This is a genomic window from Zunongwangia sp. L-65, from assembly GCF_056859415.1.
Map to the genome: position 1 here is coordinate 1 of NZ_JBSXOK010000057.1, position 22050 is coordinate 22050.

General features: G+C 33.5%; 23 protein-coding genes and 1 pseudogene. 11 read left to right on the forward strand and 13 right to left on the reverse strand.

The features are described 5' to 3' along the window. Positions 1-694, forward strand: a 694-nt coding sequence (locus AC13DP_RS09020) for a DUF4138 domain-containing protein (protein WP_483067637.1), incomplete at its 5' end; no start/stop codon positions are given. Positions 695-741: 47 nt separating this feature from the next. On the opposite strand, the gene AC13DP_RS09025 is transcribed toward AC13DP_RS09020, so the two are convergent. Both AC13DP_RS09025 and AC13DP_RS09030 read right to left on the reverse strand, forming a co-directional pair. Next, positions 742-1362 (reverse strand): hypothetical protein, encoded by a 621-nt coding sequence (locus AC13DP_RS09025; protein ID WP_483067638.1) that lies wholly within the window; start codon positions 1360-1362, stop codon positions 742-744. A 3-nt stretch (positions 1363-1365) separates the two neighbouring features. Continuing rightward, positions 1366-4401: an HsdM family class I SAM-dependent methyltransferase gene (locus AC13DP_RS09030; protein ID WP_347405957.1), complete on the reverse strand. Its 3036-nt coding sequence runs from the start codon at positions 4399-4401 to the stop codon at positions 1366-1368. A gap of 707 nt (positions 4402-5108) precedes the next feature. On the opposite strand from AC13DP_RS09030, the gene AC13DP_RS09035 reads away from it, so the two are divergent. The 9 genes from AC13DP_RS09035 to AC13DP_RS09075 all read left to right on the forward strand — a co-directional run bounded on the left by AC13DP_RS09035 (position 5109) and on the right by AC13DP_RS09075 (position 14180). Then, positions 5109-5996, forward strand: a complete 888-nt coding sequence (locus AC13DP_RS09035) for a helix-turn-helix domain-containing protein (protein ID WP_483067639.1) — start codon at positions 5109-5111, stop codon at positions 5994-5996. Positions 5997-6118: 122 nt separating this feature from the next. Next, entirely contained in the window at positions 6119-6427 is a 309-nt protein-coding gene (locus AC13DP_RS09040; protein ID WP_347406321.1) for an alpha-hydroxy-acid oxidizing protein, read from the forward strand. Between the two features lie 341 nt (positions 6428-6768). Next, positions 6769-7323 carry an HdeD family acid-resistance protein gene (locus tag AC13DP_RS09045; RefSeq protein ID WP_347406320.1) on the forward strand — a complete coding sequence of 185 codons (555 nt, stop codon included), beginning with the start codon at positions 6769-6771 and terminating at the stop codon, positions 7321-7323. Between the two features lie 69 nt (positions 7324-7392). Beyond that, a complete protein-coding gene (locus tag AC13DP_RS09050; protein ID WP_347406319.1) occupies positions 7393-8559 on the forward strand; it encodes a hypothetical protein in 1167 nt (388 codons plus the stop codon). Between the two features lie 232 nt (positions 8560-8791). Next, the gene (locus AC13DP_RS09055; RefSeq protein ID WP_347406318.1) at positions 8792-9592 is read left to right on the forward strand and encodes a phospholipase A; all 801 of its coding nucleotides are present in this window, start codon (positions 8792-8794) and stop codon (positions 9590-9592) included. A 15-nt stretch (positions 9593-9607) separates the two neighbouring features. After that, complete coding sequence (locus AC13DP_RS09060; protein ID WP_347406317.1) at positions 9608-11263, forward strand: ABC1 kinase family protein; 1656 nt, start codon at positions 9608-9610, stop codon at positions 11261-11263. 17 nt (positions 11264-11280) lie between these two features. Continuing rightward, a complete protein-coding gene (locus tag AC13DP_RS09065) occupies positions 11281-12345 on the forward strand; it encodes a mechanosensitive ion channel family protein (protein WP_347406316.1) in 1065 nt (354 codons plus the stop codon). A 4-nt stretch (positions 12346-12349) separates the two neighbouring features. Then, positions 12350-12952, forward strand: coding sequence for a TetR/AcrR family transcriptional regulator (locus AC13DP_RS09070; RefSeq protein WP_347406315.1), 603 nt, complete (start codon positions 12350-12352; stop codon positions 12950-12952). 244 nt (positions 12953-13196) lie between these two features. Further along, positions 13197-14180, forward strand: a complete 984-nt coding sequence (locus AC13DP_RS09075) for a hypothetical protein (RefSeq protein WP_483067640.1) — start codon at positions 13197-13199, stop codon at positions 14178-14180. 53 nt (positions 14181-14233) lie between these two features. Here AC13DP_RS09075 and AC13DP_RS09080 read toward each other — a convergent pair whose 3' ends face one another. The 3 genes and pseudogenes from AC13DP_RS09080 to AC13DP_RS09090 all read right to left on the reverse strand — a co-directional run bounded on the left by AC13DP_RS09080 (position 14234) and on the right by AC13DP_RS09090 (position 15255). After that, positions 14234-14491, reverse strand: a complete 258-nt coding sequence (locus AC13DP_RS09080) for a transposase (protein WP_483067643.1) — start codon at positions 14489-14491, stop codon at positions 14234-14236. Positions 14492-14528: 37 nt separating this feature from the next. After that, a pseudogene (locus AC13DP_RS09085) lies at positions 14529-14699 on the reverse strand (transposase); the annotation flags it as partial. Positions 14700-14976: 277 nt separating this feature from the next. Beyond that, positions 14977-15255 (reverse strand): transposase, encoded by a 279-nt coding sequence (locus tag AC13DP_RS09090; RefSeq protein ID WP_483067641.1) that lies wholly within the window; start codon positions 15253-15255, stop codon positions 14977-14979. A 318-nt stretch (positions 15256-15573) separates the two neighbouring features. Between AC13DP_RS09090 and AC13DP_RS09095 the strand changes: the two genes are divergently transcribed. Next, the gene (locus AC13DP_RS09095) at positions 15574-16035 is read left to right on the forward strand and encodes a hypothetical protein (RefSeq protein WP_347406313.1); all 462 of its coding nucleotides are present in this window, start codon (positions 15574-15576) and stop codon (positions 16033-16035) included. Positions 16036-16237: 202 nt separating this feature from the next. Here AC13DP_RS09095 and AC13DP_RS09100 read toward each other — a convergent pair whose 3' ends face one another. The 8 genes from AC13DP_RS09100 to AC13DP_RS09135 all read right to left on the reverse strand — a co-directional run. Further along, complete coding sequence (locus AC13DP_RS09100) at positions 16238-16897, reverse strand: nitroreductase family protein (protein ID WP_347406312.1); 660 nt, start codon at positions 16895-16897, stop codon at positions 16238-16240. After that, positions 16897-17496 (reverse strand): 7-cyano-7-deazaguanine synthase, encoded by a 600-nt coding sequence (locus AC13DP_RS09105; protein ID WP_347406311.1) that lies wholly within the window; start codon positions 17494-17496, stop codon positions 16897-16899. The genes AC13DP_RS09100 and AC13DP_RS09105 overlap by 1 nt, the downstream gene beginning before the upstream one ends. Continuing rightward, a complete protein-coding gene (locus AC13DP_RS09110) occupies positions 17483-18694 on the reverse strand; it encodes a PfkB family carbohydrate kinase (protein ID WP_347406310.1) in 1212 nt (403 codons plus the stop codon). Before AC13DP_RS09110 ends, AC13DP_RS09105 begins: the two co-directional genes overlap by 14 nt. Continuing rightward, the gene (locus AC13DP_RS09115; RefSeq protein WP_347406309.1) at positions 18691-19020 is read right to left on the reverse strand and encodes a hypothetical protein; all 330 of its coding nucleotides are present in this window, start codon (positions 19018-19020) and stop codon (positions 18691-18693) included. The genes AC13DP_RS09110 and AC13DP_RS09115 overlap by 4 nt, the downstream gene beginning before the upstream one ends. A 5-nt stretch (positions 19021-19025) precedes the next feature. After that, positions 19026-19820: an 8-oxoguanine DNA glycosylase gene (locus AC13DP_RS09120; RefSeq protein ID WP_347406308.1), complete on the reverse strand. Its 795-nt coding sequence runs from the start codon at positions 19818-19820 to the stop codon at positions 19026-19028. Positions 19821-19845: 25 nt separating this feature from the next. Beyond that, positions 19846-20037, reverse strand: a complete 192-nt coding sequence (locus tag AC13DP_RS09125; protein ID WP_150546491.1) for a helix-turn-helix transcriptional regulator — start codon at positions 20035-20037, stop codon at positions 19846-19848. A 101-nt stretch (positions 20038-20138) separates the two neighbouring features. Then, a complete protein-coding gene (locus AC13DP_RS09130; protein WP_347406307.1) occupies positions 20139-21719 on the reverse strand; it encodes a type IV secretory system conjugative DNA transfer family protein in 1581 nt (526 codons plus the stop codon). Positions 21720-21734: 15 nt separating this feature from the next. Continuing rightward, on the reverse strand, positions 21735-22050 hold a 316-nt coding region (locus AC13DP_RS09135), incomplete at its 5' end, for a DUF5712 family protein (RefSeq protein ID WP_483067642.1).

Consider the following 22050-nt stretch of genomic DNA (forward strand, 5'->3'; position numbering starts at 1 on the left):
AATAACAGGATCTGAAAACTTTGTCTTCACCTATAATCGTGAGAAAGGGCAATATTTCGGTTTGCTTCAGGCAAAGCCCGGGAAAGAAAGCAATCTTTTGGTAGTAGGCAAAAACGGGACTGTTTTTTCGTATATCGTAACCTATAAGAAAAAGCTGGATCGGCTGAATTACTTTATACCGACGTCTAAAAGCATCGGTAATGAAAAACCTATTGCTCTTGATTCAACCATTGTTATTGAACGTGAAGTCAAAACAGATAACAGCACCTACTATTACAATAAATTTTGTTCTTATCTAGTTGATCGAAAACAACGCATTGGTCGACTCAAAAAACGGAACGAAGGCATCGTTTTGAGTATTGAGAATATTGTTTTTGATAAGAAAGAGCTTTATTTCGTGATTCAAATTGAAAACAAATCTTCATTGGATTATGACCTCAACTTTCTGAAATTATCGGTGGAGACCAGAAAAAAGGGCAAAAAGAAGTCTTTACAACGGCTTTATCAAGAACCGGTTTTCAACTATAATTTACCGTCAAAAGTAAAAGAAAACGAAACTGTAAAACTGGTTTATGTACTGCCAAAATTTTCGATAAGTAATGACCGCAGGGCGGTTTTAGAGCTCAATGAAAAGAATGGGGAAAGGAATTTAAAATTAAAGATCTCGAATAGGTTTATCAACAACCCAAATTAACTTTGTATTGAAGGTTAATCATAACGCGTCGCTATATAGTTGGCAGTTTAAGCACTATTCAAAAAAGAAAAATCAAATATAAGATGTTTAATTATTAAATCTTCCCTGTGTTTCGATTCATAGTATGAATGGTGTAAAGAATTTATTTTAGATTTTAAACTTTCTGAATCCCTCTTATCTTTTTTCAAAAGCTTATTTACTCCATCAATGGTTTTGATTAAGTCGCCTTCAAGCAAGTAACCTAGTAAACAACCGTCTTCATATTTATGCGATACAAAATTGTTAATACCAGTATCTATATATCGGCGTTTTAAGCTAGAATCGGTTTCTTTAAGGTTTTTAGCTTCCATATGATATACATACTCTAGGGATGAATTTATGGTTGCCAATCTAAGGTCAATACGTGGAAGTTTTGCTGCGAATCCTTTTTCCTTAATTATCTCCTTTTTGGGTAAGTGTTGTTCAACATTAGTAATAATACTCCACTTTAGTCTTAAAGGGTTTTGGCTTATGTTTGTATGAAGTTCCGAAGTAATATCATTTTCGTCCCAATTAATTTTGATTATCTTGGTTTCTATAGCTGTAAAGTAAGATTGCGTTATTAGCTGTAAGCATTTTTCTTCAAAAGATCTTTTGAAACCGGCAACTATTAATTTGTTCAGTCCCATTGATTAAACTTCATTAAGAATTTCCAGTACTAATTCAGAAGCATCTTCAATCGCCATCGATTGTGTCCAGAACCTTCTCTGGTTAGGACGAATAATAAAAATCTCATTATCTCTTTTATAATTTAACTTTTTTCTAAAATATATATTAGTAGCCTTTTTTTGCCAAAGAATTTTATCCAAACTTTTTAATTCATCATTCAAGTCTTCCTTAGAGATTATTAATTCAGACTTCTCAGAGCTAAAAGAAAGCTTAATCATCATTAATGGAGAAAAATGTGCCATCTTAAATATTGAAGCATTACAGGCCAAATTTTGATTCTCAAGAAATTCATTTAACTCAGAACTGATTCGGGTTGCATAATCACTAACATTTACAACTGGTAGTAAAGCTTGAGATTTTTGTTTGTTTTCAAATAAATCCAGGCTATAATCAAGAGTATCATTAATAATAATCATTTCTCTTTCTGACATACCAAGAACTTCCTTAAGAAGAATATTATCAATTTTTTTTTCTAAATTAGAATTATCCTTTTTCATAAAATCAGACTTAATTCCATTCACAATTTTATCAAAATATTTATTGATTTTATTGGTACTCTTATCATTAAGTAATTTTATAATTGCAGGGGTATCCATCACTTCATCCATAAAAATTTGCTCTCTCTCAATTCCCCAAGAAGAGCTAATCATAAAGAGTATATATGTTGTGATTTTCGAATTAAATATACTTACCAGTGCTTTCTTTTTATTTGCATCAACATCCCCATTAAATATATAGCAAGCGGTTGTACAAAAAGATAAATAATCGATGTAAGAGGCAGTAATCTTTCTATTCTTTTGTCCTTTTTTTAAAATAACAAAAGGAGGGTCAAAAATTCGCTCATCAATATTTCTAAAATATTTTACATTTTCTTCCGATGCTATTTTAGGTGTATAAAATCTTTGGATTAATCTTGAATTTATCACTTCACTTGGAATAAAATCCTGATGTTCTTTATCTCCATTTATTCCTGCTCTTGGGGGATTCCAAGAATTTGAACTATTAAAATAGCTGTTATATGATTCTATGTTCGAGGATATTTTTTTAATGATTTCAAAATCTCTCATTCCGCCCCACATACCTGTCTTCCAAATTTTGGTTGCCGGATTCTTACATTCCTCTCTTGGAAGAAATTTCAGATCAGTGCCATCGATATTAACACCTTCTATAACATTAGATTTAATATAAGTTTTGGGAGCGTAGTAAACAATCGTCTTAGAATCTTCTTTAAGTGCTTTTTTTCTATAAAATAAAATACTAATTGGTCCCGTAGCAGAACCAAACAACTGTCCCCCAAAATTTTTAGGAGCTTTTCTTAGAATAGAAAAATTATATATTTTCTCAACATAACACTCATTGAACAACCACTTCCTAAATGCTTGATATGTACTTGCATTATTAGTGAGAACCTTAGTGTTAAAAATCAAGGCAATTTCTCCAGTTTTTGAAAATTCAGTCGCCTTATGAAGAAATGGAAGTACCATTTCTTTTGCAAACCCATATTGATCACTATAATCCCGGATTGACTGAAGTAAATTTTTCGTACCAAAAGGTGGGTTGCCTACTACTAAATCAAAATCAATTTCTTCTATTTCTGGATTGTGGCTTATTGTATCATTTCTAAACAAATTACTTCCTTGTTCAACCAAAGTATCATCAGAAGGGTCGTTTATTAGATAAGGCAATCGATAATCTTTATTTTGCCAAATTGTCTTTGGATTTAAATTATCTACTAAAGCTAAATATAGACTGAACGCTGCTACTTTAATTGATTGAGGATGTATTTCAACCCCATAAATATTATCAATAAGTAACTGCTTCAATTTATTAAAGTCGGTAAGCTTTTCAGAATGTGCATTTTCATATCGCTTTACCAAACGCTTAAAACTCTCTACTAAGAAAATACCGGAACCACACGATGGATCTAGAACCTTAACTTCATATTTTTTTTCTACTCTAGAAATTGGTAATTTTTCATTAAGTATTAATTCAACTAGAGAAGGTGGTGTATAATAAGTACCCGTATCTTGTTTTAAAGTAGGATTTATCTCAGCAAGAAAATTTTCGTAAATCTCGCTGAGTAATTCTATTTGGATAATACTAAAATCGAAAAGACGCCAATCTTCGAAAAGATTTTGTTGCAAAGAATTATCATTACCACTAATAAAACATTTTTTAATTAGTTGTAAATTCTCTCTAGAAATCTCCTCATTAGTATCAACGGTAAAAACGTTACCATTGAAATATTCTTCTAACTTCTGAAAAAGAGAATACGTTTTATCCGCATCGTCCAGAATATCGAAATAAGTTTGAGCTCCTTTTTTTATTTCAGAGTAAAATTTCTCATCGGTCGCTCCTCTATCTTCTAGGTATAGAAGAAATAAGGAACGCATTATTAATTTATGGATAAGGTTGATTTCTAAGCCTTCTGATTGCAATTGTCTTGTCGTTTGCGTAAGACTCTCAACAAGATACTTATCAACCCTGCGCTGAAGACTTATTTTTTTTCGAATTTCGTGAGCTTCTTTCAACGTCCATATTATCCCAGTATCAATAGCGATGGTTGAAAAAAGATTCTGAAGTTGCTTTAATTTATTTTTATCAGATAACTTGTAAGACTCTATTTCAAGTGCCTTTAGTTCCTTTTTGTAATTAAAATCATTGGACTTTATCAACAAAGGCTTTTCGGCGCAATTGTAGATACGAATCTCAGTTTCTGAGTACACATAAAGAAAAATAACCTTTTTGAAGTTCCAAATTTTTTTTTGTGCTATAGCTATTTTTCGAAGAGCTAAGTCATCAAACTTTTGAACCTTCTTTATAAAAACCGCAGGATAACTATTGTGGTTTTCGTCAGTACTGAAATAAATTTCATCAATACCAAAATCTTTAACTTGATTAATTACATTTAATTGACTATCTGACACTTGATCAGATTCAGACGTAACAGAGATAGCCTTTTCCAAGCCTAAATTTTCTATTATATCAAAATCAATCATACCCTAAATTACTGAAAAACAATTGTTTATTAATTACGAAATAAATTATTTCCAAAGGTACAAATGATTTTTTTATTTCGTTAATTGGATTCTATTAATATTCGGAATAATTCCATATACCGGAGTATGCTCTTTAATTGACTGAATCAGTCGTTATTAATAATATCTTCATCTATTGCGCGATTTTAAATTGTATTTATCAAAAATATTATTGGAATATTGAACTTACTTATAAATCCACGCAAGATTTTCTCTAAATCAATATTTTAGAAAAATACAAGAAATATCTTAAATGTATTAAAACAGGCAAATTACTGCCATTATATTCCAACCAAAAAATGAATCCGTAGATTAAAAAATGTGTCAGAAAAACTAAAAATAAAAAAGCCTCTCACTTTCAATATAACCAGCCATACTTTTGCAACAACGATTACTTTAAACAACGGAGTACCAATCCAACCGGTTTCAAAGCTCCTTGGTCATAATAAATTTCTACCACAAAGGTCCATGCCGGAGTGGTTTAAAAGAAAATAAGTGAGGATATGAATATTTTAAAGAATAAATTTAATGGTAATATTCAACAAAGTAAAATGATATAAATTCAACTAAAAAAGCAATTTTATCTGCTTGAAAACATCAAATCACTTCAAAATACTATTTTTTTAATTAGTTAGTATATCTTTACATAAGTTAAAGATGTACTGAAATTGACCAATTTCCCAACAATACAATACCATAGTCTTAAAGATATTTTAAATGTTCTTCAGGAAGACGAGCAACAAGAGGATATACACGTATATTTCAAACAAGAAATAATTTCTGAAAATCCCTTCCGTTATGACAATAATGGTATTATGCTCTTAACCCGAGGGAAATTAAAAATGCAGATTGATTTTGAAGAATATATTATTCAGGAAAATGATGTCGTTTTCTTTTCCCCGGAGTCAATTATACATATAATTAAAATTATAGAACATGTACAATGTATATCGATTGTTTTTTCAGAAGATTTTACATTAAAAACACTTTGGAACTATAGTGATATCAATGTAATACGATTCTTTTCTGGAAAGACGATATCTGTTATACCTCTATCAATAAAAAAAAGAGAAATATTTTATCAATTGGCGGAGAAACTTTATAGACTCAATAGTGGCGATGAGGAATATTACAAAAAGGAAAGAATATTACATTATTTCAATGCTCTTGTTTTAGAAATGATGGCTTTTTATAGAGTTGAAATGAAAAATGTAGAGACTAAAAGTTCACGTAAACAAGCACTTTTAAAAGAATTTCTACATTATCTTCATCAATACTCTAGGAAAGAACGCCAAGTTCAGTTTTACGCAGATAAACTCTGTGTTACTCCTGATTATCTTACCAAGATACTTAAAGAAGCTTCACGTATGACTACCAAAGAAATTATTGAAGAAGCTGTTATTATGGAAGCTCGAAAATTACTTATGGATAATTCCTTAACAATTGCGCAAATTGCTGATATGTTACATTTCAGTGATCAGTCTTTTTTTGGGAAGTTCTTTAAGAAAAAAATGAAAATATCCCCTAATTTTTTTCGTAATCAATATAAAAAATAAAGTTTAATTCATATTTATCTAAAAAAAATCGGATTTCGACCAGAATAATCCGATTATAGACCTTGTCCTCCGTAACTCTATTTTGAACATTTGTTATATAAACCAAATTTTTCAGGAAAGGTATGGCAAAGACAATCACAAGTGTTGCGGCAGCTCATCGCATTACACAAAAGAAACTTCCCAAGGCAATTTATTCTGCACTCTATGCAGGAATGGAAAAAGGATTGACACGTGACAATAATGTACTTGCATTTGATGAGTTAGGTGTAATTCCTAGAGTAGCAGATTTGGGTAATGAACATGATCAAAAAACCCGTGTAATGGGAGTTGACTTGTCGTTTCCAGTTATAACATCTTGCGTAGGTGCACAGGGTATCTGCTCTGAAGGGGAAAAACTAGTGGCTAAAGCCACAAAAAATCAGGAACGGTAATCGCCTTGAGCAATTTTGCAACCAAGTCTATGGAAGAGCAGAATGCCTGGTTATAGCTTAATCAATCTGTAAAACGTATAAACCTTGCTAAAAAATCATTACAACAGGCAGAAGAAAACCTACGCTTAAACCAGGATAGGTTTGATGCGGAGACAGTTGTGGGCAATGATGTCCTCGAAGCACAAGTATTGTGGCAACAAGCATATGCCAACCTAATTGATGCCAATACAGAGTATAAAATAAGCGAGGCTAAATACAAAAAAACAATTGGTAACTATTAGAAACAGAATAGCCGAAAACTGTATTACAAGGTAGGCAAATTGCTTTAAAACTATAATAATATGGAGACAACACTTTATAATTTGACCAAGCACTGGTATATTCCGTTAATTATCGGATTATTATTCGTTGGGGTTGGGATATGGGTTTTTCGCACTCCGGCGGAATCCTATCTAACCCTCACTTTACTTTTCAGTATTAGTTTTCTAGTATCTGGAATATTCGAAATTTTTTATTCCGTTACCAACCGTAAAAATTTATATGGCTGGGTGTGGAACCTTGTAGGAGGTATTGCCAATGCCATCATAGGTATATTATTGCTTTCAAAGCCTGAAGTTTCGTTAATCGTTTTTCCGATATATATTGGCTTATGGCTTTTGTTCCGTTCAATTCTTGCAGTCGGCACATCATTAGGACTGGGTTTGGGATCGGGTTATTTACTTGTTTTAGGAATATTGGGAATCCTTTTTTCTTTTGTATTGCTTTGGAACCCACTTTTTGCAGGTTTAACAGTGGTTTATTGGACAGGATTCGGACTACTGGTTTTCGGAATTTATAATATCATATTTTCTTTCCAGGCACGAAAAATTAAAAAACATAGTGAGAATTACTATTAAGAATATATAAAAGCGGATTTGTATATACTTCAATAATAAAACACAATTAATTAAACAAAAACAATAAAAATGGAAAAAATAATTACAATCCTTTTCAATTCAGAAGAGGAAGCCTTTAAGGCATCGCAAGCCATTAACAAGTTGGCGGAAGGTGGAGATATTTCTATCTCCGAGTTTTATGTACTTGGCAAAGCCGAAAACGGAGAGTTTTCTATTAAAAATGCCCAAAACGAAGAAATTCCTTATACGGCGACCGGGGCATTGGCCGGAAGCATTATCGGGATTCTAGGCGGCCCAGTAGGGATTCTTATAGGAATAACGGCAGGCAGTTTGGCAGGAGGTATAGGAGATTACATTAGATATGGGAGATATTCAAATTTTTTAGAAAAAGCCAAGAAAAATATTCCAGTTGGAAAAACGGCCATTGTTGCCCATATCGATGAGTATTGGGAAACACCTCTTAACACCACCTTGCAGCCTTTTAATGTGAAAATCAAAAGATGGAATGTATCCGAGGAAATAGATAAATACATTATTGCCGAACAGGAAGAAATTAATCAGGAAATACAACAGACCAGAGAAGAGCTTCAAAAAGAGGGCGATGAGATGAAAGAAGAACTCAATACCCGTTTAGAGGAGCTGAAAAGCAGACACGAAAAACTTAAATCGGACATCAAAGAAAAAACAGAAGCACAAAGGAAAAAAACTTCTGCATGGTTCGAAAACCTCAAAACTCGTTTTGCAGACTGGAGAGAAGACGTAAATGAAGAAATAAAAAATGAAACGAGGGACTTGAAAGAAGATTATCTAGAATTACTTCTTCGAGTAGAAACCGGATTTAATAGGTTTTCAGACAAATCTAATGCCAATATAAAAGAAGCCGTAGATTATTTCAAAGAGGTAATAGAGGATATTGATAAGGATATTGACAGTTTTGAAGAAAAAATTGAAAAAGCTTCTGAAGAAAACAAAGAAAAATGGAATGCTAAACTGGCAGAGCTGAAAGAAAAAAGAACCGAGCTTTTAACCAAAGCCGAAGAAGAAATCGAAATGCAGAAAACTAAATTCCAATTATGGGTAGATGAAGCAGAAAATAAACTGGACGATTACAAAACAGATTTGGAAGAAAAATCAGAGCAAATAAAGAAAAACGTAGAGCATCGCCGCAAAGATGTATTAGAAAAGGAGATTGCCTACCACCAAAAAAGGATTGCAGAGCTGGAAAAGAAAAAATAAGGAAGGCTGTTTGGTTTTTACTGGTCATTGAATTTTTATGACCTGACCAGTTTTTGGTTTCATTAGGTTTTGCCACTAGTAGTTGCTATAAAGGTGATTTTATACCCAGACAGAAAATGCCAGCCTACGGAATTTTTATTATGAGCCTTCTAAAAATTTCAACCTCATTTGAATCAAAAAAAAGAATGAAACAGAAGTCCTTAAAAGAACAATGGTTAAATATATAATTTGCATGTTAGTCATTTTGTCGAACAATATAGGTAGATCCCAGGTAAACGATTCAATTGTAAAGCCAACAGCTACCGATCTTCTTTTGAGCCAGCCAAATTTCAGCATATACAGAGATAATTATTTTGTAACAGGAACAACCCTTAAGGAGTCGCCCTCAACGCAGAATTCCGATGTAAAATACCAAATCAGTATTAAGCATTTATTATCACGAAAACCGGTTTTTGATAATGCTTATGCCTTTATTACCTATACCCAAAAATCATTTTGGAAGGTTTACAAGGAATCCAGCCCTTTTGAGGATATTAATTTTAATCCTGGAATAGGTTTGATGCGCCCTTACACCAGCAAAAAGGGTAGAATAGGCTATTATTCGGTTATGTTGGAACACGAATCTAATGGAAGAGACAGTATAACCTCAAGAAGTTGGAATTTTGTTTCTCTCAATTGGAGGACAGAACTTAACGACAGGGTGTTTCTTAAAACAAAAGTTCTAATTCCTTTTGCAGTAGCCGACGAAAATTCTGATTTACTTGATTATGTAGGTTTTGCTGATGTAGGTATGACTTATGTTTTAAAAAAGGAAAAACTGTATACTGACGTGTTACTGAAAAAAGGAGCCAATTGGGATTGGAAAGGAGCTGTACAGGTACAGTTGGTTTATAGTCCATTTAAATCGGCAAACCAATATTTTATGCTGCAATGGTATCATGGATACGGAGAAGGACTCTTGGATTATGATAAGAAGACTAGTTTCGTAAGATTCGGAATCATAATCAAACCTAATTTCATGAACTTCTTTTAAGAAAAATATGGATCAATGGAAACGAATAATAGTAAAAAACTAAAAAGAACAGGGAAACTGTTAAGGGTACTTACCAAATACGGATTTGAGGACATCTTTGATCGAAGTAATATACAAAAGATAATTCCGCAAAGTGTAAAGGAAAAAAATCAGCAGATAGAAAGAATTTCTTCTTCGTCGGTTTACGAACGTATCCGTATGGTAATGGAAGAACTTGGTCCAACCTATGTCAAGTTTGGGCAAATGTTCAGCAACAGGACCGATTTGTTTCCGAAAGAACTGATTATCGAATTGCAAAAATTACAGGATAAGGTAGGTCAGCAACCTATAAACATAAGAGAAAAACTAGAGGTTGAACTAAACATTATTCCTAATGATTATTTTGAATACATTGATGAAAAACCATTGGCTTCGGCTTCTATGGCACAGGTTTTTACGGCGGTTTTAAAAAATGGAGAAAAAGTAGCCTTAAAAATCAGAAGGGAAAACATAAAGGAAATCCTAGAATCCGATTTGTTGATTATGAAAGATTTGGTCGAAATATTGGAAAACTATGACCAAAAGTACAAAAAAATGAATCTTTCCCACATACTGGACACCTTTGGCCATTCCATACACAGAGAACTTTCCTTGTCTGGCGAGTTGGCAAACATAGAGCGTTTTCATCATAATTTCAGGGAAGTATCGCACATATATGTCCCAACAGTTTACAGGGGGTTGTCAAACGACAATATCCTTTGCATGGAATTTATACAGGGTATAAAAATTACCGATAAAGACCAAATTACCGTTGCAGGTTTTGAACCTAAAAAAGTAGCTGTCGTAGGATTTGACCTTTATATGAAGCAAATATTGGAACACGGTTTTTTTCACGCAGACCCACATCCGGGAAATATATTTGTTACGCATAATGGTGAAATTGCTTTCATAGATTTTGGAGCAATGGGAACATTGCTTCCTAATGACAGAGAGCTTTTAGAAGATTTTTTTGTGCAACTATCTCAAAAGAATATCAAAAAGCTGATTGCTACCATTAAAGAAATGTCCTTGAGCTATGCTGTTACTAATGAAAGAGTTTTGGAAAGAGGTGTTAGTGAACTAATTGAAATGACCGATGCGGGCTCTTTGAAAAATATAAATTTAAAAGAAATTGCCGAAAGGTTCCGATTGCTGTTCCACGACAACCAGATTACATTACCTGAACATTTTTACCTATTACTAAAAGGAATCGCTCAAATTGAAGGCATCGGGAGACACCTGGATCCCGATTTGGATGTGTACAGTGTTATGCAACCTTATGCCAACAAGATTTTTCGTAAAAGGATATCGCCTAAATATTGGTTTTCCAAAAGCTTTAACAAACTCAATAATGCGTCAGAGAGTTTATTATCGTTACCCGATGACATTAAAGATGTACTACATAAAATACAGAATAACGAGATAAAAGTGACTCACGCAATAACTGGCCTAGATCAAGTACGGAAAACAGCTGACCGGCTTGTTTTTGCTATCATTATTTCTGCTTTATCAATAGGTTCGGCTGTTTTGGTCATGGCAGATATGCCACCAAAAATTTATGGGGTACCGGTATTGGGCTTTTTCGGATTTCTGATTTCTGCTGTTTTGGGCATTTCCATTGCAATTTCAATACTACGCACAAAAAGTAATTAAATTAAAACAATAGCAAAATGGACGAATTTTTATCACAGGTATATTTAGGAAATACGGTAAAAAGCTATCTGATAGCCTTGGGAGCCGCTGTTTTTGTGAGACTGTTGATAGGAATATTGCACAAATACCTTTATAACAAGGTTAAAAAAATAATGTCCATTACAGAAAAAACGTATGAAGACCTTTCTCTGGAGGTGTGGTTACGTTTTCTAATCCCATTAATTTATCTGATTGTTAATATCAATATTATCAAACAGTTGAGGCTTTCCGAAGGAATCACGGATTTATTGAATCTGACACAACTGATTTTCATTGTCTATTACGTTATTCGTGTCATCAACCTTTCTATTGAATATTGGATAAGGACGGTAATGTTAAAAAGAGGAGACAATGAAGGACGTATAATACAATTAGGAAGTATGTTGTCCATAGTTAAGGGTATAATATGGATAGCTGGCTTTATGATTGTACTGGAAAACCGTAATGTTGACGTCAAAACGTTTATTGCTGGACTTGGCATTGGAGGGATTGCCATTGCACTGGCAGCGCAGAACATATTGGGGGATGTTTTCAACTATTTTGCTATATTTTTTGATAAACCGTTTGAGGTAGGCGATTTTATTTCTTTCGGAACCCATTTCGGGACAATAGAAAATATAGGCATCAAAACTACACGTTTTGCAAGTATTAACGGGCAACAACTCATAGTTGCTAATACCCTGCTTACAGGACAGGTTATTTCCAATTTTCAACGAATGCCAAAAAGAAGGATGTTGTTTCAGATAAATGTCGAATACAATACTTCCTATCACCTGATAGAAAAAATACCGTCTGTATTGGAGGAGATTGTAAAACAAGACCCCGAAATTATATTTGACCGTTCTCACTTGCTGCAATTCGGAGCATCATCTATTGATTATGAAGTAGTGTACTTTGTCTCTGGAAATGATTATAAAACATATATGGATAAACATCAGCGGATTTGTTTGGATATATACAAACGTTTTGAACAGGCAGGAATCTCTTTTGCTTTTCCGTCACAAACAATCTATATCGAAAGAAACAATGCTTCCAAAATATAAACGTATGGCTTTTGATAAAAAATACATAATTATTAAAGAATCATTGGGTTTGTTTTTAAAGTATGGGGTGCAACACATTACTATGGATGATATTGCAAATAAATGTGGGGTTTCCAAAAAAACGATTTATAAGTACTTTAATGATAAGAGTGATTTGTTGTGCCAAGTAATGAAGCTAAAAGCCAATGAATTGAAAAAAATGATGGCTATAAAACAGCAAAGCAATACAAATGCCTTAAAAGAATTATGTGGCTTTTTTGATATTATGAATACAACAGTTACTGGAATGTCACCAACATTTATAATGGAATTAAAAAAACACCATTCAACAATCTTTCTTGAGCTATTAAAATATAAATCTAAAACTATTTTACCATTCCTTATTCAGAATATAGAAAAAGGCAAAAGAGAAGGCTTATATAAAATAGACTTAAATACAGAAGAAATTTGTCAAGCTTTTGATGATTTATCCAGAATCATATTTTTTAACGGGTTTAATAATTCAATAAACACTATAAAATTTTTAAACTCCTTATTTCTTCACAGATTGGTTTCTTCCAAGGGGCTGGAGATCTTTAATGAGTTTAATAGAAATAAAATGATATAATTCTAAAAATTATATAAAAAGAATTATATCATTATAAAAAACTTAACTTTTTAAATTTATAAATCTTTTATTAACTAACTTTATATAAGTTACCTAAAAAGGCAAACAAATGAAAATCAAAACACTACACCCTTGGTCCGCACTACTCTTAATTCTAACATTAAATTCTTGTGGAGACGACGACAACAACAATAATAACAATAATTCTGGTGGTGACACTGAAATTGTTGGGGAATCTGGCATTATGCAAAACTTAAATATAACCAATTTGAGTATTGGTTATGCTTTTCCTTGGTATTATCAAGATGATGTAAACAATACAGGATGTGGATATGCCGAATTAACTGAGGGAAAGCTAAAAAGATGGGATATAGACCATGATGGATTAATACCAGTAAAATTTGATAATGTTCCTTTCGAGATTGAAGCATTAGATGCCATTGAAGATAAATTGGGCTTTACCCTATTTGATAGAACAAGCATAGCCACTACACCCAACGACCAAATTGCCAAAGGGATAATTTTTAGTAATGGTACGGCGTCAGGACCTAATCCAGCTACAGATTGTGGTCATGTATCAGAAGGAATAGGTACATTTAGTTATCCTTACTATGGGGAAAATACAGAATTCTCTTCCGAGAATATTTATTTAGAATATGATACAGAAGGAAATATTATTGGTTATGATTATCCGTTTGTTGAATCTGCTTACGACGGGGATGGCAATATAGTAGGTAAGGTATTAGAAGGCACGCCTTATATTTTTGATGACAATAACCTTGTAATTGGTCTTGTAGCACAAGAAGATGAGTTAATCTATGATATTAGTGGTAATGCCATTTGTACCACACTTTATAATAGCAGTTTGTATGATGCTAATGGAATAGTTATTGGTGCTTATGCTTATATTGTAGGAGACCAAGAAGATGTGGATGATGGTGCTTATGTAATTAAATACCGTGCAGTTGAAGATCCTTTCTATGATGCTACAGGTCGCATTAATACCGTTCTTTACGTACACATTGACTCTTCAGAATGTCAAAATGAAATCACGCTAAATTTAGTGATACATGAGGTTGGGCATGCATTAGGTTTGGGCCCTCATTTTGAAGGATTTGGTTACGGTCCAGCTGTAGATGGAAATTTTTGGAACGTACTCTATAGCCTTTACCATAATCCTGTTAGTAGTGAAGCAGATAGTATTAATATCATACAAATAGAATTTTAAATTATAATACTGGATTGTCAAGTTCCAATTTTGCAGTGGGGTGATCCATTTTTTCATGATATTCTGGTAGCCAGGTAGACCAGTTTGAGCAGGGCCATATCATCAGGAAAGGCGCCTTTCGTCTTGGTTACCTTACGTACCTGTCTATGGAATCCTTCAACGGCATTGGTGGTATAAATGAGTTTTCGGATGGGCTTGGTATATTTGAAGTACTGTGATAGGTGTTCCCAGTTGTTTTGCCAGCTTTCCATAACCACGGGGTATTTCTTGTCCCATTTTTCTTCTAGGTTCAGCAGCTCGTCCTCTGCTATTTCTTTACTGTGGCACGGTAGACCACTTTTAAGTCGCTCATGAACTCTTTCTGGTCCTTAGATCCACATATTTCATCGAATTTCTTATTTGATGGATTATACACAGCTGCATCTCTGTTTTCGGGAAAATACTAAGGATAGCTTCGGTAAACCCTTTAAAGTTATCAGTACAGGCAATCAGTATATCCTCAAGTCCAAGTTTTTGAAGGTCGGTAAGTACCTAAAGCTAGAAATTGGCACCTTCACTCTCAGAGATATACATCCCCAGAATTTCCTTATATCCATATTTGTTAATACCCAACATACTGTAGAGCGCCCTATGTTTTATCTTCCCATCGACTATAAAGGGGATCTAAGGGACGGTTTTGCCAAGCTTTGATATCAGGAGATGATCCGGTCGGTAATCTCTGTTAGAACATTAAGGAGGTCTCGGTTTCGTACATTTATTTCCTTGATATGACCACAGATGTCCCTGTAGCTCATTCCTAGCCCATAGAGGCCGATTGAGAGGTTGGTCTGGCGCTTCGTTCGAAGCTACTGTGACCGTGCTGGGGTGTCTTAATATCAAAAGTGCCGAACCCTGTTTTAAGTTTCTTGTGCTCCTTGCCATTACGTTTATTTCCATGGGAGCGCTCATCCTGGTCAAGATAGCCATCCATTTCAGCTTCAATTTGTCCAAAAAATTCTGTAGAAGCGGTACAAAAGCCCCATCTTTTCCGAAGAGGCTTTTGCCGGTTGTAAGTTGTTACAGTGCTTTTTTTCAATCTTATTTAATTCGTCCTGTGTCATTCTAATTCTGTTTGAGTAATAATATAAAATTTCTCAGACAGACTTTAATTTACACCCTACGTATTTAATATAGGTTATACATTACTAAAGGTTAGTTTTTTCTAGAACTTGACTTAAATAATTTGTTTAGCCGTTTTAAAAAGAAGGAATTCATACAGTTTTTTAAAGAGGTATTAATAACCGGAGTTCACATTACTGAAGAAGAAAATAGGTTTAATAAAAGAACATAATACACTTTTAAATCTAGCAAAAAGAGATTATGAAATATATGCTTCAATTTTGCTTTTGATAAAGTGAAGTCTGAATTTAAAGAAGAACGTGGAATGTATTTCGATTCCATCGACAAAAACATAGCTTTAACTGTAAAGCAAGTGATTTCAATCCCTTTAACCTTTGCCGCAATCATTTTTGCAAGCTATAAAGTGAAAGATCAACCTGCATTATTAATTTTAATTCTTTCAGCTTATTTTCTCTATATAATAATTGCTTTCCTTATTCTTAATATGACTGCGTATAATATTAAGTGCTTAAGAAAAGACGTGAAACAAGAGAAAGAAATCATTCACAATTTATACAGTATAATTTATGACGATTTTAAAAATGATTTCAAAAAAATAAAACTTAAGATATCTAACCTCCGTGTGATTATAAGTTTTATCTATTTTATTCTAGTGGGTTTACTAGGTCTATTTACTATATTTATCCTTTATCAAATTGATATTATAGATTTATCAAAAAAATTATCTAAACATTAGTGTAAAATTCACACTCTATAGGTTTAATTACTTTATTTCCTTCCGAAATCAGAATTATATAATTTTTAGGAGTTTAAAGAACACTATAAATTAGAATAGAATGTCAGGGACAGAATATGTATGTTACCTTAAACAAAAATATATTTGCTTTAATAAGTGTTGAAAGCAAACGATTCAGATTAGATTATTCTTTAATTTAATATTATTTGCCCACCAATATTCCTCCACCTGAAATTAGGTTATTTGTATGAAAGAGATTATCAAACGATTTGATTGCCAGCCCGCCGAGCGGACAACTTTTAAGTCCTAAATAATTTGATATTATTTGTATACAATAAAGTAAAGCTCCTGCATCTCTCCAATACAAACTTTCAGCATTTTCATACTTGGATTGTGTTTTTTTTGTTTGAATTGAAAACCATATTAGACAACAATCCCCCAAAGAAAGGTTCTCATTTACTTCTGCAAAAAAAGATTGTTGTATTTCTCTAGGAATTGACAGTTCATTCAAAGAATGATCTATTGGATTATAATATTGTAAAAAGCGTGTGGTTTCTGAAGGAAGTGACACTAAAATATCTATAGGATGACGACCACCAGCAGAAGGAACAGTTCGTTTAGAACTTAAAAAACCAGAGTCATCAACACTTATGGATTGAATTTTATTACTGAAATATAACAGTTCAGTAATATCGTCGAGCGAGATATCTTGCAATTCTGGCGAGGACCTCCTTGTCAATAAAACATCTAAAAATTCACCTTCTTTTGTTTTAAAATATCGATTTAATTTAGTTTTTCGAATAGATGGATAGTGAAAAGGATAGAACTGATCATAATTATTTTTAGGTTTTGGATTTTTCATTAGTCCAAGCCCAACATTTGAAGTGTATAAAGATATTTCCTACAGCCATTACAACTCATACAAGGCTCATTAGAAGTATGACAGGAATGAGCCCAATATAAAAGAGATGAGGGTAATTTCGATTTCCTGATCAATTCAACAGTGCTTATTTCAATGGCAGGACAAGTAATTTTTATTTGACCTTCTTGATATTCTATTAATTTAGATAAATAATCATAAAATATTCTAGTTCCATCTTTATGCGCACCATCAGTTGAAACAGAACCAATCATCAATTCTTTAATTCCTAAACTAACACCTTTCATACAAGCTAAAGTAACCAACAATTGGTTTCTATATGGCCACCATTCGGTAATAGGTGAGATACTTAAGGATTTACTCCCATTCATATCTCCTGAACCTAGAGCCGAACAATCTACTTTTAGTATATGGTGTTCGATATTCAAATACTTTGAAATTTGTGCAGCTGCTTTTATTTCAGCATTAGCTGCTTTCTGACCATAGTCTATAGTTATTGAATGAGTAGGTTTTTTCCAAAATGCTAAAGCAATGGAATCCATACCTCCTGACAATAATATTGCTACATTATTCTTTCGCAAGCTCCCAATATAATTTATAGATAGCAGTTGTTAAATCTCTCTCAATAATACAATTTGTACCTTCTAGCATTTTTAATGATTCTTCTCCTTCATTTTGTACAAAAGCAATTACTTTCTTTTTTTTACATATTGCATAACCTACTTCGAAAAGAGTTCCCGAATCCAACCCATCGATGATAGCAAAGACTATTTCAGATTTATCCAGTCCTTCTAAATCTTTACTAACAACATCTTTCGCTTGACCGTGACCTACATCGTGAAATGGTGAAAAAATTTTCAATCCCATAGATTTAAAAGTATTCCATACTTCATTGACTAACCAACGTTCACTAAAGGTAAAAAAAGGTCCTGCTAAATATATCTGTCCGACAGGTTCTTTATCAATTAATAAGCTATTGAAGGAAAAAGAATCAAGTCTTTCTTTTAAGGATAAATCTTTAGTATTACTATAGATAGCGGTTGCCTTGCTGGCAAGAACAGCACTATCTTCCAGATTAGTACCACTAAACCAATTCTTGGCAAAGAAAGCAGAAAATACGTCCCCAGAGCCAATTGGCCAAACTTTATTTGTTTGAAATACCGGAATTTTGATTGGGGAATCATTAATCGATTCAAAGAGATAAGCTCCTTTAGCTCCCATTTTTATTATTAAAGCGAAACATTTTTCATAATCAAAAAAATATTCTTTAATATCTCTAATATCTGTTTTACCGCTTAATTTTTCCGCTTCTCCTAAATTTACAATAGTAATAAGCCTATCAGCAGTAGATCCAGTAGCTGAAAATGAAATAGGATTGACTGGAGATTGAGGATCGTAAACGACATCATTTGCCTTTATATTAATTAACGCCTCTATTAGTCCATAGGCCAAAACATTAGTCCCTTCAATAGATAATTCTTCCTTATTAGTACAATAAACATCAGGTCTAGGTATAATTCTTGGAGTTTTTAATGGATGATCATAGTGAAATTCTGGACTTTTCTTAATTTCCTTTATATGAAAGTTGACATTTACATTGAGTTTTTTGTAATACTGTAAATGAGCTTTAATCTCAGAATCTGCACAGGTATAATAGTCTATTTCCCGAGAATAACCATTATCTATCAATAAATTAACTGCACGAAAACCAGAACCATAAATATTTTCCCAGATAGGTTCAAAACAAATTTCAGAATAAGTTCCACCTATAATAATCATATGGCACGAATTTGAATATTACATTGCCCCTCATTTATAGAAAGAACCTCTGCTTCATAAACGGTTCCACCTATAATACAATTGAGTAATTTAACCTGTTCTCTGGAAATTATATTTCCCGCTAACTGACCATCTTTATCAATTGCCTGTATTGGTCCTTGATCTGAAGCAATTGTAATTTCTAATGTGTCTCCTTGACTTAAGTTATTTATTACTTCTGCGTGTGGTGAAGCTAAATTTGTATTGATAACTAGCTCTTCACAATTTTCATTTTGATTCGGTCTATTAACGGATGGCATACTATCACCTCCTGAATTTCCAGACATAAGAGTTAAATTTTATCATTAATTAATTTCAAGACATTTCGATTAGCTTCTTTCATTTGCAGCCAAATAAGTGCATCCATTTTGGAAGGTTGTACACCTAGCTCATTACAGAAATTTAAGAAAATCTCCTCTAATTTAACATAATCTTTTTGAATATCATAATATTTATTATAGAGACCCATAATTAAACAAGCTCTATAAATATGAATATCAATAATCGCAACATTCTCACTGTTTAGATAATTACGCGTTACCCAAGCCGCAGTCTTTGGGCCTATACCATTAATAGATAATAGCCAATTCCTTAATTCAATATCATTATCCAAGGGAATAAATTTTAAATCATTTCTGTTCAGAAATTCTGCTATATATTTAGCTTTTTGGTTTGGAAACCTATAATGGACCTTCTTCTGATTATAAAGAAATGGCTCTTTTAAACTTATAAGTATTTCTTCGTGAGTTATAGCTTCTTTTATTTGGTCTCGCATTTTTAATCTATGAAAAGCAGCTAATCCTATTTCAGATTTGAGTCCAAAACCTCCTAGAAGACAGGCTACAACTTCTTCAAAAATATTCTCACCTAGACGATAATTAATATCGAATTTTTCATCTTCACTATGCATTAAATACTGTACCTTCCAATAGGCTGGAGTAAAAAGCTCTCCATAATCACCCCATTTTATTCCTTCCATAAATTCCATAGTAGGTCTAGGGATAGTAGATATTTGCTTGTTTATTCTTTCAAGAAGCGTAGTCTCTTCTATTATATCAAGTTCTTCAAATCTTAATTGATAATTCATACTCAATGCCTTAATTAAATTTAAATTATTTTACTAAAAATATTTCTTCAACAGAAACTTTAAAAAATTGAGCAATCCTTATGGCTAACTCCACAGAAGGTATTTTTTTGCCTCGCTCAATTGAATGTATTGTTTGTCTAGATACATTTACCTTTTCCGCTAAATCTTGCTGAGAAATATCAAGTTTTGCCCTCTCAACTCTAATTGTATTGTCCATTGCTAAAAAAGCTGTAGAGAATTTATTCTACAATCAAAAGTAAACTAAAATAGTCAATATGACAACTTTAGTTATAATATTTTAAATTTGAATTATATTGATTATCGAAATATCGCCCTCGCCTCTTCATAAATCCGCTCAAAATTTTTTTCCAGATCAGCCTGAGAAAACTGCTTTGAATCCTCTGGTAATCCCCTTTTAATCTTGGCTAATTTAAACTGCACTTTTTTGTCTTCTCCATCAGCATAGGTTATAAACTCCCCCTGTTTCAAACGAAAGAAAACATCCGCCCTGATTTTTGGAATTTCCTTTTCCCCTGTGGTTATACGGGTATCAAAATCGAGGTTATGGCCACGGCTTATACTTTTAGTCGGGTCTTTAATGATTTCAAAAAAACGTTCATAATATTTCGCGGTGTCCGGGTCGTTGACCTTTCCAAAGAATTGATAGGAAAGATTGCTCAATATCGCCTTGCTCGCCTTATCGCCATACATCATATCATTTTGGATCTTATCCTGCATTACATAGACCGTAGAAATATTATAGCTCCGAAGTGTCGCCGGAATACGGTGCATATTCAATAATCGAATGGTAGGCGCTTCTTCCATCAAGAGAAAGGACGGCTTGGAGTTTCTTACGCTCATTTGTTTGGTGATCGTGTGGACAATGGTAGCAATCACCGGAGAATACGAACTTTCAAATTTTGGATTATTTACGACTGAAATTACCGCAGGATTTTCTTCATTATTGATATTGAGTGGGACTTCATCAGCGGACAATGCCATAAAAATCCGTTGGGTACTGATGCGCTTCAGTGCATTGGCCAAGGTACTTTTTACCCCGGCGGTTTGCCGCTCCGAATCTTTCCCGCTGATAAAAGCATCTGCCATTGCCCTTGATGTGGTATTAGTTTCCAAAAACTGGATCAGGCTATCGGTGTCCAGGTACTGATAAATAGCGATTAAATGCGGAAGAGTACAAAATTTCGGATAGGTCGTTTTCAGTTTCCAAATGAGTCCACCGATCAAGCCTTCCGCAGCATCATTGAAAAATTTAGTGGTTCCCGTCGTTCCCGACTCCCGTTGTTCTAATAAGTTCTCGATAAGTAGCCGTGAAACCTCATTCACGCTTTCCTCATTCTCTAAATAACGTGGAGCAATGGGATTAACCCGATGGATGATATTATCAAAGGAAATCACTTTAAACGGAATATCCCCATCTTTAAAAAGTGGATACGCCATTTCCGTCAATTCAAAATCTTTATAGTCGTGGATGATACCACAAAAACCTTCTTTCCGAAAATGTTTCAGGAACCCATACACTACACTTTCGGTCTTTCCACTTCCCGCAGAACCGATGATGGAAGCCCCACGTTTAATATTATCCAGTTTGAAATATCCGTTGGTAGTTTTAAAATCAACTTGGTACCTATGGTCACTATTTTTTGAGTTGTCCCTTTTATGCAGGAAAACGTATAATGCCGTATTGATTAGCAAAAGCGGACAGACCACATTTAACAATACCAAAACCAAATTATTGGAAGTTTGTAAAAAATAAACCAATGCAAACAATAACAGGTTGTTTACCCAAAATGCATAGTTGGAAAGTTGATACCCACTAAAAAACAACGCACTGGTCAGCCCAATGATGGAAAGAACGGTAAAGAGATGATCTACATACATACTATTAGAATTAAATTAAATACCTATGGAACTTGATTTGGTGGCTACTTCCACGCCGCGGCGCAGACGGTTAAAAGCTTTCATTGCCAATTGCGCTTGAGAAACCGGAATGCTGGGCAGCATCGGAACACCACTTTCTTTTATCATTTTAAAAGCAATCGCCTTTTCATTGGTTGGCAGTTTCATCAGCGATGCAAAATAGACTTTCGGATTCTTGATGAAATCCTTTCGAGCTTTGTAGGTCTCAGCGAAGTTCCGTTGATAGCCAAAAGTTTTGTCAAAAGTCTTCTCAGCCCGCTGGAAAAACCCATCACGGTCAAAGCCTCGTTTT